Raw genomic sequence first — 18,699 nt, 5'->3', positions numbered from 1 at the left:
TTCTACAGTTAGCCGCCGATGTAACTCATCTCGATCCGCTTGGTGCGTGCGCTCGTGTCTGGCGCCTGCATTTGGCGTTGTTCGGAGTAGTTGTCTTGCCGCTCCTGCCAGATGTGGCCGATGGCATTGGCCAGATCGGCGTCGCTTGCTTCGCCACGCAGCAGCTGGCGCAGGTCGTAACCTTTTTCGGCAAACAGGCATAGGTAGAGTTGGCCTTCGGTGGACAGGCGGGCGCGGTTGCAGTCGCCGCAGAACGCCTTGGTCACGCTGCTGATCAGACCAATTTCACCGAGAGCCGGGTCGTGGCGCCCCAAAGCGTCGGCATAACCCCAGCGCTCGGCGGTTTCGCCAGGCTGGCTGGCACCCAGTGGTACCAGCGGCAGTTCGGACTGGATCAGCCGCAGCACCTCGACTGAGGGCAGTACCTCGTCCATACGCCAGCCGTTGGTGGCGCCCACATCCATGTACTCGATGAAGCGCAGTACCATGCCGCTGCCGCGGAAATACCGGGCCATCGGCAAAATCTGCTGCTCGTTGCTGCCGCGTTTAACCACCATGTTGATCTTGATCGGCCCCAGCCCTGCCGCCTGGGCAGCGTCGATACCTGCCAGCACATCGGCCACCGGGAAGTCGACCTCGTTCATCTGGCGAAACACCGCATCGTCGAGTGCGTCCAGGCTCACGGTGATGCGCTGTAGGCCCGCTAACTTCAGAACCTGCGCCTTGCGGGCCAGCAGGGCGCCATTGGTGGTCAGTGTGATGTCCAGCAACGCGCCTTCGGGGGTGCGCAGGCTGGCGAGTTGCTCGATCAGGCGCTCCAGGTTCTTGCGCAGCAGCGGTTCACCGCCGGTGAGCCGGATCTTTTGCACACCGTGCGCCACAAACTGGCGTGTCAGGCGGGTGATCTCCTCAAACGACAGCAGGGCCGAGTGCGGCAGGTAGGCGTAATGGCTGTCGAAAATCTCCTTGGGCATGCAGTAGTTGCAGCGGAAGTTGCAGCGGTCGGTGACGCTGATGCGCAGGTCACGCAGCGCTCGGCCACGCAAATCGGCCAGTTGGCCATTGGCGTTGATGCGTAGCTTGCCATTGAGGGTGGCTTCTGGCAGTGGCCAGGTCAGGGGCCGCAGGTCTTGCAAAGGGATCACGCGGTGCGTGTGGGGGGCAGACATCAGGGGCAGGCTGGGCAAGTGCAAGCGGTGGGCCAACAGGGCAAAGAGGCGGATTTTGTCATGGACACCAGATCAGGGCAGAGCGCGCTGGAATCAATATGCGACCAACATGGCCGTTGACAGCCAGGGGTGACTGGGCATGCTGGCTTGCAATAGCCGGCAAAACAGGCACAGTCCGGGGGGAATGCCGGATGGCCGTCACCTTTGCCGTGTGATAGTCTGGAGCGGCATCGCCAGTATCGGCGCGTGTCAAATCACATGGGCCCCCATGCGGGCCCTTCGTTACAGGGAAGCATCGTATGAACACCTGGAAAATCTCCAAACGCCTGAACCTGATCATTGCCGTGTCGGTGGTGGTGATGCTGATTCTGGTGGCGATCAACTGGCTGGGCTTGAGCAAGCTGCATGACTTGCAAAACGAGTCCCAGCGCCGTGACCAGGAGGCGGGGCGACTGTTGTACGAGACCGGCCTGGGCGCACAGGCCTACCGCATCGTTGCGGACACCTTCATCAACCGCCAGTTTGACGATGCCGCCAAGAAGTGGCAGGCCATGTCCACCCGCATCGAGGAGGCGCTGACTTATTACGCCAAAGTGGCCGACACCGACCAGGAAAAGCAATGGGCCAAGGAGGCACGCGCTGTCATGGATGAGTTGCGCAAGCTCTACACCGACAGTTATGTGTCGATGGCCCAACGCGACGCACCGGTGAGTGAGCTGGCGGTGGTGGATGATCAGATTGACAAGTTGATCGACAAGTACGAAGACCTGGTGGGCAAAGGGGTGGCCAGCTTGCAGGCTGAGTCGGTCGAAGCCGACGAGGCGTTTGAGGCCGGTGTAGCGGCCACACGCATGATCAGCATCGTGTCGGCTGCCTTGGGCGGTTTGGTTCTGGTGGTGTTGGCGATTCTGGTGTCGCGCAGCATCACCGGCCAACTGGGTATGGAGCTCAATGACGCGATGCAAGCGGCCAAACAGGTGGCCGAGGGCGACTTGAGGCGACTGCCTTCGCTGGAGTCGGCCAATGCCAACAGCCTGGCCGGTGCGCTGGAGACGATGATCAAAACCCTGGTGACCACGGTGAGCCGGGTACGCCAGGGCTCGGAGGCGGTGGCCATTGCCAGTGCCGAGATTGCCCAGGGCAACAACGACTTGTCGGCCCGCACCGAACAACAAGCCAGCTCGCTGGAGCAGACCGCCGCGTCGATGGAGGAGCTGGGCTCCACCGTCAAACAAAACGCCGAAAGCGCCCACCAGGCCAACCAGCTGGCTTTGAATGCCAGCATCGTGGCCGCGCAAGGTGGCGAGGTGGTGGCCCAGGTGGTGGACACCATGAAAGGCATCAATGAGGCCTCGCGCAAGATCGGCGACATCATCAGTGTGATTGACGGCATTGCTTTTCAGACCAACATCCTGGCACTGAATGCCGCCGTCGAAGCCGCAAGAGCTGGTGAACAAGGCAGGGGTTTTGCGGTGGTGGCGAGTGAAGTGCGCAGCCTGGCCGGGCGCAGTGCCGAGGCTGCCAAGGAAATTAAGACCCTGATCAGTGCCAGCGTGACGCGGGTGGAGCAGGGTACCGAGCTGGTGGATCAGGCCGGTGAGACCATGACCGAGGTGGTCAGCTCGATCAAACGGGTGACCGAGATCATGGGTGAGATCAGCGCCGCCAGCAAGGAACAGTCGCTGGGGGTGAACCAGGTGGGTGAGGCGGTGTCCCACATGGACAAAACCACCCAGCAAAACGCCGCCTTGGTGGAGCAAATGGCGGCGGCGGCGAGCAACCTCAAGTCCCAGGCACAAGACCTGGTGCAAACCGTGGCGGTGTTCCGACTGGATGGCAGCACCAGTGGACCAGCCGCACCCCATCACCCGGTGGCGTCACCCGCACAGGCTGCCAAGTTGCCAGGTACCAAGGCCGCTCCACGTCCTGCCACCACGGCCAAACCGGCCCCGCCATCGGCCCCCTCCAAACTGCTGGAGCAGGCGGTTGCCAAAGTGAAGGCACCCGCCAAGTCAGAAGATGGCGAGTGGGAAACTTTTTGAGCTCTGTCAGGGGGATGTTCTGAGGCTGTGGCACAGCGCCACCAGGTGGGCCACCTGCCGGGTGATCGGCTCGGGCACCGGCACCTGCCCGGCCAACACCGCCTGAATCCATTGCGCCGTGGCCACCGGGTCGGGCGTGGGCAAGTCCGGCAAGGCAGCCAGTGCGCCAGTTTGCGCCTCTTGTACTTGGCGGGCATGGCCCCGGCAAATGGCAGTCATGGCCGGGCAGCGGCGGGCATCGGCCACCGGTTCCCCTTCGGTGCCACGCAGCAGCAAGGCGTTGGTCTGGGTGAGCTCCAGCGTGGCCGCCATTGACACCGCGTACTCCGGGTGGGTGTAACAACCCACCACCACGGCCGCGTCCGTGCACGGGTTCATCAGCTTGACCAGGCTGTGTGCGCTGTTGCGCAGGCCGACCACCTGGCGCACTTCCAGCAGGCGTTGCAGGCCCGGGTGCAGCAAGGCTGTCGGTACCCATTGCACCTGGCCAGTTACTACAGTTTCAATAGCTGTCTGCTCTTTTATATCAAGGGCTTCAAGCACTTTTTGTGCGGAAACACGGCCAGGTTCGGTGGCACAACCGTGCACCACCACCGCCAAGCCTTCGCGCGCCAGCAGCAGCGCCAGCAAGGGTGTGAGCACCGGTAGCTTGCGCGCACCGTTGTAGCTGGGCAGCACCACCGTGGGCACACCGTGGTTGGGAATGTGGTGCAAACGCTGGTTCACCGCGTCCAGAAACCCGGCCATCTCCAGCGGGGTTTCACCCTTGATGCGCATGGCCAGCACAAAGGCACCGAGTTCCACGTCGCTGACGGTGCCATCCAGCACCTGGCCCATCAGGTCGCTTGCTTGAGTGCGGTTCAGTGCGCGCGCGCCTTCTTTGCCGCGGCCAATGTCTTTGATGTAGTGGGTGATGCTCATGGGGGGTCTTGAAAAAAGCAATGACAAGCCCGAACGGGCTAACGGCAACCGCTGACGTTACCACGCTGGGGCAGGGCAGTTGCCAATTTGCTGTGGTTGCACGGGCAATCGGCCATGCACCTGTGTGCCAGCGAACGGACCTGCTGCCTTGCTCGGTATTCAATGTGTGACTGCTATCAGGTTTGACAACGTAAGGATTTTTATGCACGGTAAACAGGCAACAGCTGATGCGATACGCACAGTGGATGGTGACGCGTTCGACAGCGTTGTGCTGGAGGCACCCGGGCCGGTCACCGTCGAGTTCATGTCGTACAGCTGTGCGCACTGCCGGGCGGTGGAGTCGCCGCTGCAGCAGGTGGCGTTAAGGGTCGCACCAGAGCAGCAGATTTGTCGCGTCAACGTGGCTGAGGAGCCGACTTTGGCGCAGGAGTATGAGGTGGATGTCACACCAACGCTGGTGACGTTTATGCGCGGCGCAGAGGTCGGGCGTGTGGTGGGCCCTGAGCCTGATGTGGCCAGCTTGTTGCAGGCTGTCACGCAACCCTTTCAGGTCTGACATGGGCGCAGCTCGCACCACCACGGGAACCAGCTTGGCCCGGCCAATACTGCTGTACAACGACGAATGTGGCGTGTGTCGCCGTATTGCGAACTGGGTGCGCAATGCGGCACAGGGCCCCGGCAAGGACAGCCCGGTGGATGTGCGACCCATTGGCGAAGACCCGAACGCTCTGCGTGCACTCAACCCGGCACTCAACATCTGGGACGCCTACGACACGGTGCACCTGCTGATGCCCGATGGCTCGATGCTGCTGGGGGGGCAGGCGGTGGCTGAAGTGCTGCGCCGACTGCCAGCAACACGTTGGTTTGCCTGGTGTTTTGCCATCAGCCTCTTTGGCTGGCAGCCGTTTCAGCAGGTGCTTGATCTGGCTTACACCATCCTGGCCGATGTACGCCCCATCTTCGGTTGCGAGAGTTGCGGCACACCCAGCGCCTGGGTTCTGCCTTTCGTTTGGGTGTCAACCAAGACCAAGGCCATGTTCGGTTCAGACAAACGGGCGACCAAAAAAGTGCCACCTTTCACAACGCGCTAAGCCAACAAAAAACCCGCACATGGCGGGTTTTTGAAGAGGGCGCTGAACCGATCAGCCGCCGTGGATCTTCATCATCACCGGCACAATCAGCAGCGCCACGATGTTGATGATCTTGATCAGCGGATTCACAGCCGGGCCAGCGGTGTCTTTGTAGGGGTCACCCACGGTGTCGCCGGTCACGGCAGCTTTGTGGGTCTCGCTACCCTTGCCACCAAAATGGCCGTCTTCGATGTATTTCTTGGCGTTGTCCCAGGCGCCGCCGCCGGTACACATCGAGATCGCCACAAACAGGCCGGTCACGATGGTGCCCATCAGCAGACCACCCAAAGCCGCCGGGCCGAGCACCAGACCGACCAGGATTGGCGCCACCACCGGCAGCAGTGACGGGATCATCATTTCCTTGATGGCAGCGGTAGTCAGCATGTCAACCGCTTTGCCGTATTCGGGCTTGGCGGTGCCTTCCATGATGCCCTTGATCTCGCGGAACTGGCGACGCACTTCCACCACCACGCTACCGGCGGCGCGGCCAACCGCTTCCATCGCCATGGCGCCAAACAGGTAGGGAATCAAACCGCCGATGAACAGGCCGATGATGACCATCGGGTCGCTCAAGTCGAAGGTGATGTGTTTGCCATACACGTCCAGCTTGTGGGTGTAGTCGGCAAACAGCACCAGCGCGGCCAAACCGGCCGAACCAATCGCGTAACCTTTGGTCACCGCCTTGGTGGTGTTGCCCACGGCGTCCAGCGGGTCGGTGATGTCACGCACGCTGGCGGGCATCTCACTCATTTCGGCAATGCCACCAGCGTTGTCGGTGATCGGGCCGTAGGCGTCCAGCGCCACCACAATACCGGCCATGCTGAGCATGGAGGTGGCGGCAATCGCAATCCCGTACAGGCCAGCCAAGGAATAGGCGGAATATATGCCGGCACAGACAAACAACACTGGCCAGGCGGTGGAGCGCATCGACACACCCAGACCGGCAATGATGTTGGTGCCATGCCCCGTGGTAGAGGCTTCGGCAATGTGCTGTACCGGTTTGTATTGGGTGCCGGTGTAGTACTCGGTGATCCAGACTAGCACGCCGGTCAGCACCAGGCCCACGGTGCAGGCGCCAAACAGGCTGCCTGCGCCAATGACGCGGCCATCGGCCAGCGTCAGGGCTTGCGGGAACAGGCTTTGGGTCACAAAGTAAAACGCCACCAGCGACAACCCACCGGCCACTGCCAGACCCTTGTAGAGCGCAGGCATCACGTTTTTCATGCCAGGTGACGCCTTGACGAAGAAGCAGCCGATGATGGATGCCACGATCGACACCGCGCCGAGGGCCAGCGGGTACAATACCGCATTGGGGCCAGCGCCGGTGATCAGCAGGGCACCCAGCACCATGGTGGCGATCAGCGTCACCGCGTAGGTTTCAAACAGGTCAGCGGCCATACCGGCGCAGTCACCCACGTTGTCACCGACGTTGTCGGCAATCACCGCCGGGTTGCGCGGGTCATCTTCGGGGATGCCGGCTTCCACCTTGCCCACCAGATCGGCGCCAACGTCAGCGCCCTTGGTGAAAATGCCACCGCCCAGACGGGCAAAAATCGAGATCAGCGAGGAGCCAAAGGCAAAGCCGATCAGTGGGTTGAGCTTGCTCGCAGTGGCCAAACCGTCCGGCACCAGGAACCAGTAAAAACCGGTCACACCCAACAGCCCCAGGCCGACCACCAGCATGCCGGTGATGGCGCCGCCGCGGAAAGCCACGTCCAGCGCCGGTCCAATGCCTTTTGTGGCGGCCTGCGCGGTACGCACGTTGGCGCGCACCGACACGTTCATACCGATGAAACCGCAGGCGCCCGAAAGCACCGCACCCACCACAAACCCGACGGCGCTCAAGGGGTCCAGAAAAATACCAATCAATACAGCGAGTACCACGCCGACCAAAGCGATGGTTTTGTACTGGCGCGCCAGATAGGCCGCCGCGCCGGTCTGGATGGCGGCCGCAATGTCTTGCATACGCTGGTTGCCAGCATCTTGGGAAAGAATCCAGCTACGGGCCCAGAAGCCATAGCCGACGGCGATCAAGCCGCAGATAAGCGCCAGAATCAGCGCAGAGTTGCCTGTCATGTGAGAAATCTCCTGAAGTTGCTTCGCGAGGGAGTGGTGCAACGCAATCGGCACCACCGCTGCGTTGCTTCCTCGCCTCCGCGCACCCATGAGGTGAAGCAGGGACGGTTGGCCAACGGGCAGACTGTAACGCCAAAAATGATGCCATTTGATGGCTTGAAAGGGGCCAGTCAGTAAAATCAGACTTAATCTCAAAAGTTCTTGATTTAAACCAAACCGTGCCCAAACCATGTCATTAAATACCGTTCCCCCCGGCTCTAAAGTGCCTGAAGAGTTCAACGTCATCATCGAGATTCCGATGAACGCCGACCCGGTCAAGTACGAGGTGGACCACGAAACCCATGCAATTTATGTGGACCGTTTCATGAGTACGGCCATGCATTACCCCACCAACTACGGCTTTGTGCCACAAACCATCAGTGGTGACGGTGACCCGGTGGACGTGCTGGTGGTCACACCCGTGCCCCTGATTCCGGGTGTGGTGGTGACCTGCCGCGCCATTGGTATTTTGAAAATGGAAGACGAAGCCGGCATGGACGGCAAGGTGCTGGCGGTGCCGATCGACAAGATCTTGACGCTCTACACCCGCTGGAAAAAGCCGGAAGACCTGCAACCTTTGCGCCTGAAGACCATTGCCCACTTCTTTGAACACTACAAAGATTTGGAAGACGGCAAATGGGTCAAGATCCTGGGTTGGGACGGCCCTGAAGCCGCCCACAAGGAAATCATGGATGGCATTGAAAACTTCAAGAACTTCAAGAAAAAGTAAGCCATTTATGCCTCTAGCCCTTATCTGATAAGGGCTGATAGTTCTTGAAATAAGAGCAATTCAAGCGCCTGTCTGTGGCCACACAGCAGGCGCTTTTTGCTGCTTGGCCCCAAACACCGTGTTGTGACAGAGCACGGGCCTAAACTTGTCCTTCTGTTTTGGAAAGGACGGCAAACCTCATGAAGTTGTTGCGTTATGGCCCTGCGGGCCAGGAAAAACCCGGTGTGTTGGATGCCAACGGCCAAGTGCGGTCTTTGAGTGCCTTGGTCGACGACATTGGCGGCCCCACCTTGTTGCCCGAGCATCTGGCGCACCTGCGCAGCCTGGACCTGAGCAGCCTCCCGTTGGTGCCCGGTGTGCCGCAACAGGACCTGCGCCTGGGGCCGTGTGTGGCCGAGGTCGGTAAATGCATCTGCATTGGCCTCAACTACGCCGACCACGCAGCCGAGTCCGGTATGCCGGTGCCACCCGAGCCGGTGGTGTTTGGCAAATGGACCAGCGCCCTCAGCGGCCCGGACGACGCGGTACACATCCCCCGGGGTTCCCTCAAAACCGACTGGGAGGTCGAACTCGCTGTGGTGATCGGGCAGGGCGGACGCTATATTGAGGAGGCCGACGCTTTGAACCATGTGGCCGGTTACTGCGTGATGAACGATGTGTCCGAGCGCGACTTCCAGCTCAACCGCAGCGGCACCTGGGACAAGGGCAAGGGATGCGACACTTTCGGCCCGCTGGGGCCGTGGCTGGTGACGACCGACGAGGTGCCCAACCCGCAGGCGCTCTCACTGTGGCTGGAGGTGGACGGCCACCGCTATCAGAACGGCAGCACCGCCACCATGGTCTACAAGGTGCCGTTCCTGATCAGTTATCTGAGCCGGTTCATGAGTTTGCAGCCTGGCGACGTGATCTCCACCGGCACTCCGCCCGGTGTCGGCATGGGCCAGAAGCCTCCGGCCTATTTGCGTGCAGGGCAGACCATGCGCCTGGGCGTGCAAGGGCTGGGGGTTCAGACACAGCGGGTGGTGCAGGGCTAAGTGCTTGTTGGTCTGGCGTTCCCCTGCTGTATAGCGGACTGCTGTGAAGCGGGGGCAGCAGCCACCAACTGTAAAAAAGCCCAACGGAACCCCGTTGGGCTTTTGCATTTCGGTCCAGTCAAACCAGGCAGCGGCTGGCGCTGCTTTGTTTCTTGCGGGGACGACCAGATATCAGCCTTGCCGCTCAAAAATGGCCGCAATCCCCTGGCCGCCGCCGATACACATGGTGACCAGTGCGTAGCGACCGCCAATGCGCGACAGCTCATACAGCGCCTTGACCGTGATCAGCGCACCGGTGGCGCCGATTGGGTGACCGAGCGAAATGCCTGAGCCGTTGGGGTTGACCTTGGCCGGGTCCAGGCCAAGGTCGCGGCTCACGGCGCAGGCTTGTGCGGCAAAGGCTTCATTGGCTTCGATCACATCCATGTCCTTGATGCTGAGCCCGGCCTTTTTCAGGGCCATCTGGCTGGCGGGTACCGGGCCAATACCCATGTATTTGGGGTCAACACCCGCATGGGCGTAGGCCACCAGGCGCGCCAGGGGTGTGAGACCACGGGCCTTGGCGGTGGCGGCCTCCATCAGCACCACGGCGGCGGCGGCGTCGTTGATGCCTGAGGCATTGCCCGCAGTCACTGTGCCGCCTTCTTTCATGAATGCTGGTTTGAGTTTGCTCAGTTCTGCCAGCGTGCAATTGGGGCGGAAGTGTTCATCGGCATCGAAGGCGACATCCCCTTTGCGGCTTTTCAAGATCACCGGCACGATCTGGCTCTTGAAACGACCTTCTTCGATGGCGCGTTGGGCGCGGTTGTGGCTTTCGACGGCCAGCGCGTCCTGGTCTTCACGGCTGATGCCCCACTTGGCGGCGATGTTCTCAGCGGTCAAACCCATGTGGATGGTCTCAAACGGATCGTGCAGTGCACCCACCATCATGTCGATCATTTTGCTGTCGCCCATGCGTACACCCCAGCGCATGTTCAGGCTGGCGTAGGGGGCACGGCTCATGTTTTCGGCACCACCGCCAATGGCAATGTCTGCGTCACCCAGCAGGATCGACTGGCTGGCCGACACAATGGCCTGCAACCCTGAGCCACACAGGCGATTGACGTTGAAAGCCGGTGTGGTGTCGGGACAACCACCGTAAATCGCCGCCACACGTGACAGGTACATGTCTTTAGGCTCGGTATTGACCACATGGCCAAACACCACATGACCCACATCCTTGCCTTCCACCTGGGCACGCGACAGGACGTCGCGCACCACGTGAGCCGCCAGATCTGTCGGGGCAATGTCCTTGAGGCTGCCCCCATAGGTACCGATGGCAGTGCGAACTGCGCTCACAACAACAACGTCTCGACTCATTCTTTGCTCCTCTGTGGTTTAAAAACATATCGTCGATTCATCTTAGCCGTTCACCCTGACAGGTGGCTACCCAGACAGACCCTAAGTTCGGCCATATTCATTGAAACAGTGGTTAATTGCGAACATCAGCCGCCGGCAGATCGCCAAAGTCCTTGCGACTCAGAAAAGCCAACACCCGTGCCGCTGCGTCATGCGCACTGGTGAGCTGGTTGTTTGCCTTGAGCTGTGCAAAATTGGCCTGGTCGGGGAACAGGGCCGGACTGGCGCTGCGCAGTTGGACCTGCATGTCGGTGTCAACCACGCCCGGGGCCAGTGAACAGACGTTGGCGCCGTTGGGCAGGCAGGATTCATCCAGTGCCAGGCAGCGGGTGAAATGGTCCAACCCCGCCTTGGCAGCGCAATACGCAGACTGCGAGGCCATGGGCCGACGCCCCAGGCCCGACGAGATGTTGAGCACCCGACGAGGTGTTTGCCAGGAACGGGTGCTGTTCAGAAAGGCTGCGGTCAATACCATCGGTGCTTCCAACCCAACACGCAGAGCCTGAACCAGGTCAACCGGCTCGGAGTCACACAGCGGCACCAAGGGGGGGATCACACCCGCGTTGTTGATCAGGGTGGCACCGGCGATGGCATCGGGATCGTGGGCCGCCAGCCAAAGCTTGAGTTGCTCCGCGGCGGGTAAGGGGTCTGCCAGGTCAGCCACACACTGGGTCAATGCTGCGCCGCGTTGCTGGGCTGTCTCGGTCAGTGTGGCCGAGCGGCTGCGCGAGATACACAACAAGTCATGCTGCGGTACCAACAATTGTTCTGCCAGGCAATAGCCCATGCCGCGTGAGGCTCCGGTAATGATGAAAAGATGGGTTGTCATAGGGCGATGTGTTGATAGGTGTCAATGGACAGCTTGTCCCGCTGCCTATCATTGACGATAACCCAGCCCATTGTTTTGACTAGGAGAAAAAAATGCTCGTCCAGATTCATACCGACAACCACATCGAAGGCACAGACGCTTTGGCACAGTGGGCCAGCAGCAGCATCCAGGCTGCTTTGGCACGGTTCAGTGGCCAGATCACACGGGTGGAAGTCCATCTGAGTGATGAAAACGCGGGCAAGAAAAACACGCAGGAGAGTATCCAGTGCACCTTGGAGGCCCGTCTGGAAGGCCATCAACCGCTGGTGTTGAAACACCAGGGTGCCAATTTGAACCAGGCCATCGAAGGGGCCACAGAAAAAATGGGCCGTCTGATTGACAGCACCCTGGGCAAAAACGCTCGCAGCTGAGCTAAAAAGGCGCCGGGCTCAGCCACCGCATCGGTTGATGGCTGACGGGGTGGATCAGGCCCAGTTCTGTGGCGTGTAATAACAAGCGTGGTGCTTTGGCTTGCACGCTGGGCGGGGCGTACAGTGTGTCGCCCAAGATCGGGTGCCCGATGGCTTTCAGGTGAACCCGCAGTTGGTGGGACCGCCCGGTGAGGGGTTCCAGCCGCAAACGGCTGGTGCCAGAGGTTTCGTCCAGCGCCACCACTTGCCAGCGTGTCTGGCTTGGTTTGCCCAATTGGGCATCAATCATCCGCAGCGGGCGATGGGGCCAGTCCAGAGCGATGGGCAGATTGATCTCTTGCCACAGCCCGTCATCTTGCGGAACCTGTGGTTGCAGCAGTCCGTCTACCACAGCCTCATACCGTTTGTGCACTGCGCGACTGGCAAAAGCGTCATTCAGCAGGCGCTGCGCCGCAGCACCACGCGCCATCAGCATCAAGCCAGATGTACCCATATCCAGTCGATGAACAATGCAGGCATCCGCATAACAAGCTTGAACGCGTGATGAGAGGCAGTCCTGCTTGTCATCACCCCGACCCGGCACGCTCAGCAAACCCGACGGCTTGTTGATCACCAACAAGCTGTTGTCTTCGTACACCACAGACAGCTCAGCCAGATCAGGCGCCAAAACGAGCTTCAGTCAAAAGCTTTTGAACCGTGTCGCACAGTTCCTCGATGTCATTGGGCTTGTGGATCAAGGCTCTGGCGCCAGCAGCCAGCGCATCACGCTCAATTTCCGGGGTCACGTAGCCTGATGCCAGTGCCATCGGCAATTTGGGCAACAACACAGCGACATCCCGAATCAGGTCAACACCACTGTAACCAGGCATGTTGTAGTCTGTCACCAGCAAATCGGCCTGGCTTGGGTCTGATCGCAAGGCTTCGAGCGCGATTCTGGGATTGGTGAAGGTGCTCACCACATAACCGCGACGGGTGAGCAAACGGCGGACCAGAAAGACCAGGGCCTCATCGTCATCCACATACATGACCTTTTGACCGGTGCCCGCTGCTGCATTGGTCACCGCTGGCGGCGAGGCCAAGGCCACGGCCTTGAGCTGAGCCGTCTCCGGGGGAACCGGAAAGTAAAGGGTGAAGGCACTGCCGCTGCCAGGTGTGCTTTGCACACGCACGCTGCCCTGATGCGCTCGCATGATGCCGTGCACCACAGACAGCCCCAAACCTGTGCCTTGTCCCACTGGTTTGGTGGTGAAAAACGGTTCAAAAACACGTTGCAGAATCGCCTCAGACATGCCCGCGCCTGTGTCGCTGACGGTGAGTTTGATGTGTTGCCCACGCAGGCCGCTGCGACGCTCGGACGGGTCGGTCAGGCTGCGCAGGCTGTAGCCCAACTCCACCCGTATCGTGCCTTTGCGTTTGCCAATGGCATAGATGGCGTTGGTGCACAAATTGAGCAGCACCTGCTCGATCTGTGTGGCATCTGCCATCACAGCCGGGGTGTCGGGGTCGATGTCCATGATCAGATCAACCTGCGGCGGCAGTGTGACTTTCAGCAGCCTGGCCGTTTCCACCACCACCTCGGCCAGTTGCAAGGGCACACGGTGGGGTGGCTCATTGCGGCTGAAGGTCAGAATCTGCCTGACCAAATCCCGTGCGCGCCGACCCGCCTTGTCGATCTCCATCAGGCTGGTGCTGACCGACGCATCCACTTGTGCATCCTCGCGCGCCAGTTCCACATTGCCCAAAATGGCGCTGATGATGTTGTTGAAATCGTGGGCAATACCGCCAGCCATGGTGCCGATGGCCTGCATTTTCTGGGATTCGCGCAGTTGTGATTCCAGCGCCGTGCGGTGCGCCTCCATCTTTTTCTGTGCGGTCAGGTCACGCGCAAACAGGGTGACGATGTCGCCATCGGGCTGGTGATCAAACGACAGGCTGATGTCCAGCGGAACGGTGTCACCGTTGGTGGTGACACCCGACATCTCACCCAGCTGAGCATGGCTGGTGATGTCGCTGTAAGACAGAGCACGCACCGCGTCCGGCAAAAATTCCACCAAAAGCCTGCCAATCGCCTGCTCTGCCGGGCAATGAAACAGCGTGGCTGCGGTCGGGTTAAAAACGATGATGCGTTGGTTGCGGTCGACACAAATGATGGCATCCAGCGACGAATTGATGATGGCTGCCAGGTGCGTCTTGCTTTGCAGCAACTCGGTGTTGCGCTGCTGCAGCGTGGCCGCGCTGGCTTGCAAGGCGCTGCGCTGAGTCAACAAAGGACCCTGGTCGATGATGGCGCAGATAAAGACGGTGCGTTCGTCCTGATTGGTGTCAATGCGAGAAATATGCAGATCGCCGGTGATGGTGCCATTGGAGCCACCCTCAAATTTCAGTTCATTGAGTTCACAGGCCCCGTCGATCCTGGCGGTGGCAAAGCCTTTTTGCATCAGGTCCAGGTCATTGGCAGACACCAGAGGCTGAAAATAGGTCAAGGGTGGATCACTCTCCACTGGACGCAGCAAGGCCAGCGCACGGGCGTTGTTTTCCAGAATCTGGCCACTGTCATCCACCACCATCAAGGCCAGTGGCACATTGGAAAACAGCGATACAAAACGCTCGTAGGCGTCTTCGGCTGCACTCTGGCTGAAGCGCAAAGCCCGATTCTGGATCTCAAGCTCTGACTGGTAGTGGCGCAAGTCATCGACCAGGCGCGCGGTGGACACACTGGCGCCTGCTGGGACCAATCGCCGTTCAGGGCCACCCAGCCTTTTTTTGATCGGCAACAGATCACTTGTCGGGCGCCACCGCCCTCGCAAAGGTTTTCTCATAAGACCTCAGATGTTGACAGCTCGCGCATTCTGTCAGCCATCGATCACAAGCTCATGACACGATCAACGTGGCGCGTTTTTGAGTTTGCCCCGCACTGGCACCACCGTGACCACAGTGGGGCGTACCGCATCTGCGGACACCGGCTTGGGTGGCGAGGTGTCTTTTTTGGGCTTTTTGACCATCTTGTTGTTTTGTTGACCTTTGGCCATGATTGTTCTCCTGGGTAAAAAAGCTTGCGCGCCGGTGTGGTGCGCAGGGTTTGGATTATCGGCGCACCACCGCGGTACCCGGCTCAAAGTCGGCGACTTTCAACGGGCTGTTTTTACTGATGAAGGCGCGCAACACATCTGCATCCACAAAGCCGGTGTTGACAAAACTCGGGTGATTGCTGAGCTTGGGGTAACCGTCACCGCCGCTGGCCTGGAAGTTGTTGATCGTCAGGCGGTAGGTTTTGTCGGCTTGCAGCGCCTGGCCTGCCACCCGCACCTTGCTGGCCTGGCCAGCCGCTATTTCCAGTTCAACACCTGCAAACTGAGGGAATGCACCTGAGCCGGGTGTCATTTTGGCTGCGGCATGCAGGTAGTCAGTCAATTCCTTGCCAGTCAGGTCCACGGTGCACACGGTATTGCCAAAAGGCTGGACTTTGAGCACGTCCTTGTAACTGATGGGTCCCGCGGCGATGGCATCACGCACACCACCGGCGTTGACGATGGCCAGATCGGCCCGGGTTTTGTCCATCATGGCGCGGCCAACCAATACGCCCAGGTTGGTGGGCTGACTGCGCACCAGCTTGCGGTCACCCTCGAGCCGCGCGTCGCTGGCACCGATCTGGACCTCGAGTTTGTCTTGGCCAAATTTCTGATAGGGCGTCAACAAGGCCAGCATCTCCGGGTTTTCGGAAATGGTGCTGGTGTAAGGCACCAAGGTGGTTTTGCCATCGGCCGTCTTGACCGGCTTCTTCAGGTTGACCGGAATGAGTGTGTAGTTCACCAGTTTGAACTCACCGTTGCGGTATTCAAAGTCGGCCCTGCCCACGTACTTGCCCCATTCATGGGCTTGCACAATCCAGGCGCCGTTCTGGCGGTCTGGCTGACAGGCGGTGCCCGGCACATAGGCGCGATCAAGCACGTTTTCAGCCTTCATACAGGCCGGATTCTGGGTATGACCACCCACCACCAGGTCAATGCCCGACACCGCGCGCGCCATTTCCACATCGCCTGCGGCTTGGTTGCCGTGTTGGCCGTTTTCATAGTGGCCCATGTGGGTGGCAGCAATCACCACGTCGGCCTGGCGGCGCAGCTCCGGCACCACTTTGCCGGCCTCCGTGATCGGGTTGCGGAAATCCAGGCGCGCCACGTTTTCGGGCAGCACCATTTTGCGGGTGTCTTCTGTGGTCAGGCCCAACACCCCAACGCGCAGGCCACCCAGGTTGAACACCTTGTAGGGCTCAAACATGCGCTGGCCGTTCTCGTAAATGTTGGCCGAGAGCATCGGGAACTGCGCCAAATCGCGTTGCATCTTGAGCACCGACAGGGGTTTGTCAAATTCGTGGTTGCCCACCGCCATGGCCTGGTAACCCAACAGGTTCATGCCTTTGAAGTCAGGCACCGCGTCTTGCAAGTCAGATTCGGGAACACCTGTGTTGACGTCGCCACCGTCAAGCAGCAAGGTGTAGCCGCCTTGGGCCGCGACCTCACGGCGGATCTGATCCACCACGGTTTTGCGCGCCGCCATGCCGTATTCACCATCGCTGTTGTGCCAGAAGTGGCCGTGGTGGTCATTGGTGTGCATCACCGTCAGACGGTAGGTTTTGTCGCGATCGGGCGCTTGTGATGCGCAGCCCGACAAAGCCAGCACAAGGGCCACTGACAGATAAACCGGGTGTAATTTCAGAGACATACAACAACTCCTTGGGTTGGTGAGGTGAGTGCAAAAATGGGCTCTAGCCCTTATTCATAAAGGGCCATTAGGTATATAAAAGATAGCGTTAACATCAAATGGCCTGGAGCTTTTCCAGCGCCAGTTCCAGAGTCTCTGTTTTCTTGGCAAAGCAGAAGCGGACCACCCGCTGGTCAAATCCGTTGCCATAAAACGCCGACAGCGGAATCGCCGCCACTCCCACTTCAGACGTCAGCCATTTGCAAAAGTCTGCTTCACCCAGGTCGTTGACTGCCGAGGTGTCCACCGACTGAAAGTAAGTGCCCTCACACGGCAGCAGTTTGAAGCGTGTTTTGGCCAGTCCGGCGCGAAACAGGTCACGTTTTTGCTGGTAAAAATCGGGCAGGTTCAGGTAAGGCGCCGGGTCGGCCATGTAGTGGGCCAGCGCATACTGCACCGGGGTGTTCACCGTGAATACATTGAACTGGTGCACCTTGCGAAATTCGGCCATCAGCGCCGCAGGCGCCGCCACATAACCCACCTTCCAGCCGGTCACGTGGTAGGTTTTGCCAAAGCTGGAGATCACAAACGCACGCTCAGCCAGGCCTGCAAACCGGGCTGCACTCTGGTGTACCTGGCCGTCAAACACCATGTGTTCATAGACCTCATCGCTGATCAGCAGCACGTTGGTGGGTGCCAGCAGAGTTTCCAGTTGCTGCATCTCATGCGCTGTCCAGGTTGTGCCGCTCGGGTTGTGTGGGCTGTTGATCAGGATGGCACGGGTGCGTGGTGTCAGGGCTGCGGCAATCCGTTCAAAGTCGGGGCGAAACGTGCCCGGCTTCAAAGGCACGCGCACCACCACACCACCGGCGAGCTCGATGTTGGGCACATAACTGTCGTAACAGGGCTCCAGCACAATCACCTCATCACCCGGGTGAACCACCGCCAGGATGCTGGTGAGAATCGCCTGTGTGGCCCCGGCTGTGATGGTGATTTCGCTTGCAGCCGAATAGGAACGGCCATACAGTGCTTCCAGCTTGGTAGCGACCGCTTCACGCAGCGCAGGCACACCGGCCATCGGCGGGTACTGGTTCAGGCCCTGCTGCAAGGCGTGGGTCACGGCGTCCACCAGTTGGGGGTCACAGGCAAAGTCCGGGAAACCCTGGCCCAGGTTGACGGCATTTTTCTCAGAGGCCAGCGCCGACATGACGGTAAAGATGGTGGTGCCGACGTTCGGCAATCTGGAGATCAGGGTAGGGCAGGGCATGCTCAGAGTTCGTAGTCGTTGATGTGGCCGGTCATGGCGCGTGCCACCAGGTGGCGATCGAGCCGGTTGCTCAGCAATTCGGCAAATTGGTAGACATATTGGCGCAGGTAGGCTCCCCGTTTGAAGGCCACCCGCGCCACGTTCTGGCCAAACAGGTGGCCAGCGGGTTTGATCACCAGCGCGCTGCTGCTGCCTTCTTCCAGCACGTCGCGCACTGACAGTTCGGCGGCAATGCCAACCCCCAGACCCAGGCGCACATAGGTCTTGATCACGTCAGAGTCAATCGCTTCAAGCGCAATGCGGGGCTCGAGCTTGCGCGTGGCAAAAGCCCGGTCGATGCGGGTGCGCCCGCTGTAGGAGGGGTGGTAGGTCACCAGGGGTTCCTTGGCCACGTCTTCCAGGGTGATGTGCTCCTTGGCGGCCAAGGGGTGGCCTGCGGGCAGCACCAACACGTGTTGCCATTCATAACAGGGCAGGGTGACCAGCTCGTCATGGTTGGCCAGCGACTCGGTGGCAATGCCAATCTCGGCCACCTCATCAATCACCATGCGCGCCACCTGGTCGGGTGACCCTTGGTGCAGGCTGATGTTGACCTTGGGAAAGTTCTGGCGCAGCTTGGCCACCGGCTCGGGCAGGAAATAACGCGCCTGGGTGTGGGTGGTGGCAATCGACAGGGTGCCACTGTCACCCAGGCAGTGCTGTTCCCCAATACGCTTGAGGTTGCCCACCTCACGCAGGATGATCTCGATGCTTTTGAGCACTTGCTGGCCGGGCTCGGTGACGCGTTTGAGCCGTTTGCCGTGGCGCGCAAAAATCTCGATGCCAAGCTCATCTTCGAGCTCAATGATGGCTTTGGACACACCTGGCTGGGAGGTGTGCAGGGCTTTGGCCGCCTCGGTGAGGTTGAGGTTACGCCGGACGGCCTCTTGGACAAATCGGAATTGGTGCAGGTTCAT

General features: G+C 60.1%; 17 protein-coding genes. 6 read left to right on the top strand and 11 right to left on the bottom strand.

The genetic code is table 11. The features are described from left to right. Nucleotides 1-8: 8 nt before the first annotated feature. Nucleotides 9-1,169 (bottom strand): GTP 3',8-cyclase MoaA, encoded by a 1,161-nt coding sequence (gene moaA, locus KKO72_RS15995; RefSeq protein ID WP_214941006.1) that lies wholly within the window; start codon nucleotides 1,167-1,169, stop codon nucleotides 9-11. Nucleotides 1,170-1,468: 299 nt separating this feature from the next. Between moaA and KKO72_RS21300 the strand changes: the two genes are divergently transcribed. Beyond that, complete coding sequence (locus KKO72_RS21300; protein ID WP_214941003.1) at nucleotides 1,469-3,211, top strand: methyl-accepting chemotaxis protein; 1,743 nt, start codon at nucleotides 1,469-1,471, stop codon at nucleotides 3,209-3,211. Between the two features lie 6 nt (nucleotides 3,212-3,217). Here the strand turns inward: KKO72_RS21300 and ybiB are convergent, their stop codons facing one another. Continuing rightward, on the bottom strand, nucleotides 3,218-4,132 hold the full coding sequence (ybiB, locus tag KKO72_RS15985) for a DNA-binding protein YbiB (RefSeq protein WP_214941000.1): 915 nt from the start codon (nucleotides 4,130-4,132) through the stop codon (nucleotides 3,218-3,220). A gap of 202 nt (nucleotides 4,133-4,334) precedes the next feature. Between ybiB and KKO72_RS15980 the strand changes: the two genes are divergently transcribed. Then, entirely contained in the window at nucleotides 4,335-4,688 is a 354-nt protein-coding gene (locus KKO72_RS15980; RefSeq protein WP_214940997.1) for a co-chaperone YbbN, read from the top strand. A 1-nt stretch (nucleotide 4,689) separates the two neighbouring features. Then, the gene (locus tag KKO72_RS15975) at nucleotides 4,690-5,223 is read left to right on the top strand and encodes a thiol-disulfide oxidoreductase DCC family protein (RefSeq protein ID WP_214940994.1); all 534 of its coding nucleotides are present in this window, start codon (nucleotides 4,690-4,692) and stop codon (nucleotides 5,221-5,223) included. Nucleotides 5,224-5,274: 51 nt separating this feature from the next. On the opposite strand, the gene KKO72_RS15970 is transcribed toward KKO72_RS15975, so the two are convergent. Then, complete coding sequence (locus tag KKO72_RS15970) at nucleotides 5,275-7,338, bottom strand: sodium-translocating pyrophosphatase (RefSeq protein WP_214940991.1); 2,064 nt, start codon at nucleotides 7,336-7,338, stop codon at nucleotides 5,275-5,277. A 229-nt stretch (nucleotides 7,339-7,567) separates the two neighbouring features. On the opposite strand from KKO72_RS15970, the gene ppa reads away from it, so the two are divergent. Both ppa and KKO72_RS15960 read left to right on the top strand, forming a co-directional pair. Beyond that, a complete protein-coding gene (gene ppa / locus KKO72_RS15965; RefSeq protein WP_214940988.1) occupies nucleotides 7,568-8,107 on the top strand; it encodes an inorganic diphosphatase in 540 nt (179 codons plus the stop codon). A gap of 179 nt (nucleotides 8,108-8,286) precedes the next feature. Next, nucleotides 8,287-9,141, top strand: a complete 855-nt coding sequence (locus tag KKO72_RS15960; protein WP_214940985.1) for a fumarylacetoacetate hydrolase family protein — start codon at nucleotides 8,287-8,289, stop codon at nucleotides 9,139-9,141. Nucleotides 9,142-9,312: 171 nt separating this feature from the next. Here KKO72_RS15960 and bktB read toward each other — a convergent pair whose 3' ends face one another. Continuing rightward, on the bottom strand, nucleotides 9,313-10,500 hold the full coding sequence (bktB, locus tag KKO72_RS15955; RefSeq protein WP_214940982.1) for a beta-ketothiolase BktB: 1,188 nt from the start codon (nucleotides 10,498-10,500) through the stop codon (nucleotides 9,313-9,315). Between the two features lie 112 nt (nucleotides 10,501-10,612). Beyond that, entirely contained in the window at nucleotides 10,613-11,368 is a 756-nt protein-coding gene (locus KKO72_RS15950) for an SDR family NAD(P)-dependent oxidoreductase (protein ID WP_214940980.1), read from the bottom strand. A 92-nt stretch (nucleotides 11,369-11,460) separates the two neighbouring features. On the opposite strand from KKO72_RS15950, the gene KKO72_RS15945 reads away from it, so the two are divergent. Then, the gene (locus tag KKO72_RS15945; RefSeq protein ID WP_214940976.1) at nucleotides 11,461-11,778 is read left to right on the top strand and encodes an HPF/RaiA family ribosome-associated protein; all 318 of its coding nucleotides are present in this window, start codon (nucleotides 11,461-11,463) and stop codon (nucleotides 11,776-11,778) included. Between the two features lies 1 nt (nucleotide 11,779). Here the strand turns inward: KKO72_RS15945 and KKO72_RS15940 are convergent, their stop codons facing one another. The 6 genes from KKO72_RS15940 to KKO72_RS15915 form a co-directional block, all read right to left on the bottom strand. Beyond that, a complete protein-coding gene (locus KKO72_RS15940; RefSeq protein WP_251140708.1) occupies nucleotides 11,780-12,445 on the bottom strand; it encodes an RluA family pseudouridine synthase in 666 nt (221 codons plus the stop codon). Beyond that, the gene (locus KKO72_RS15935; protein WP_371736893.1) at nucleotides 12,435-14,492 is read right to left on the bottom strand and encodes an ATP-binding protein; all 2,058 of its coding nucleotides are present in this window, start codon (nucleotides 14,490-14,492) and stop codon (nucleotides 12,435-12,437) included. The genes KKO72_RS15940 and KKO72_RS15935 overlap by 11 nt, the downstream gene beginning before the upstream one ends. Nucleotides 14,493-14,660: 168 nt before the next feature. After that, on the bottom strand, nucleotides 14,661-14,807 hold the full coding sequence (locus KKO72_RS15930) for a hypothetical protein (RefSeq protein ID WP_169906446.1): 147 nt from the start codon (nucleotides 14,805-14,807) through the stop codon (nucleotides 14,661-14,663). A 55-nt stretch (nucleotides 14,808-14,862) separates the two neighbouring features. After that, complete coding sequence (ushA, locus tag KKO72_RS15925) at nucleotides 14,863-16,497, bottom strand: bifunctional UDP-sugar hydrolase/5'-nucleotidase UshA (RefSeq protein WP_214940970.1); 1,635 nt, start codon at nucleotides 16,495-16,497, stop codon at nucleotides 14,863-14,865. A 94-nt stretch (nucleotides 16,498-16,591) separates the two neighbouring features. After that, nucleotides 16,592-17,743 carry a pyridoxal phosphate-dependent aminotransferase gene (locus KKO72_RS15920; RefSeq protein WP_214940967.1) on the bottom strand — a complete coding sequence of 384 codons (1,152 nt, stop codon included), beginning with the start codon at nucleotides 17,741-17,743 and terminating at the stop codon, nucleotides 16,592-16,594. Between the two features lie 2 nt (nucleotides 17,744-17,745). After that, nucleotides 17,746-18,699 carry a CysB family HTH-type transcriptional regulator gene (locus tag KKO72_RS15915; protein WP_078365575.1) on the bottom strand — a complete coding sequence of 318 codons (954 nt, stop codon included), beginning with the start codon at nucleotides 18,697-18,699 and terminating at the stop codon, nucleotides 17,746-17,748.

Source organism: Rhodoferax sp. U11-2br (assembly GCF_018619435.1).
Lineage (GTDB): Bacteria > Pseudomonadota > Gammaproteobacteria > Burkholderiales > Burkholderiaceae_C > Rhodoferax.
This window is presented reverse-complemented; position numbering and strand designations above follow the sequence as displayed.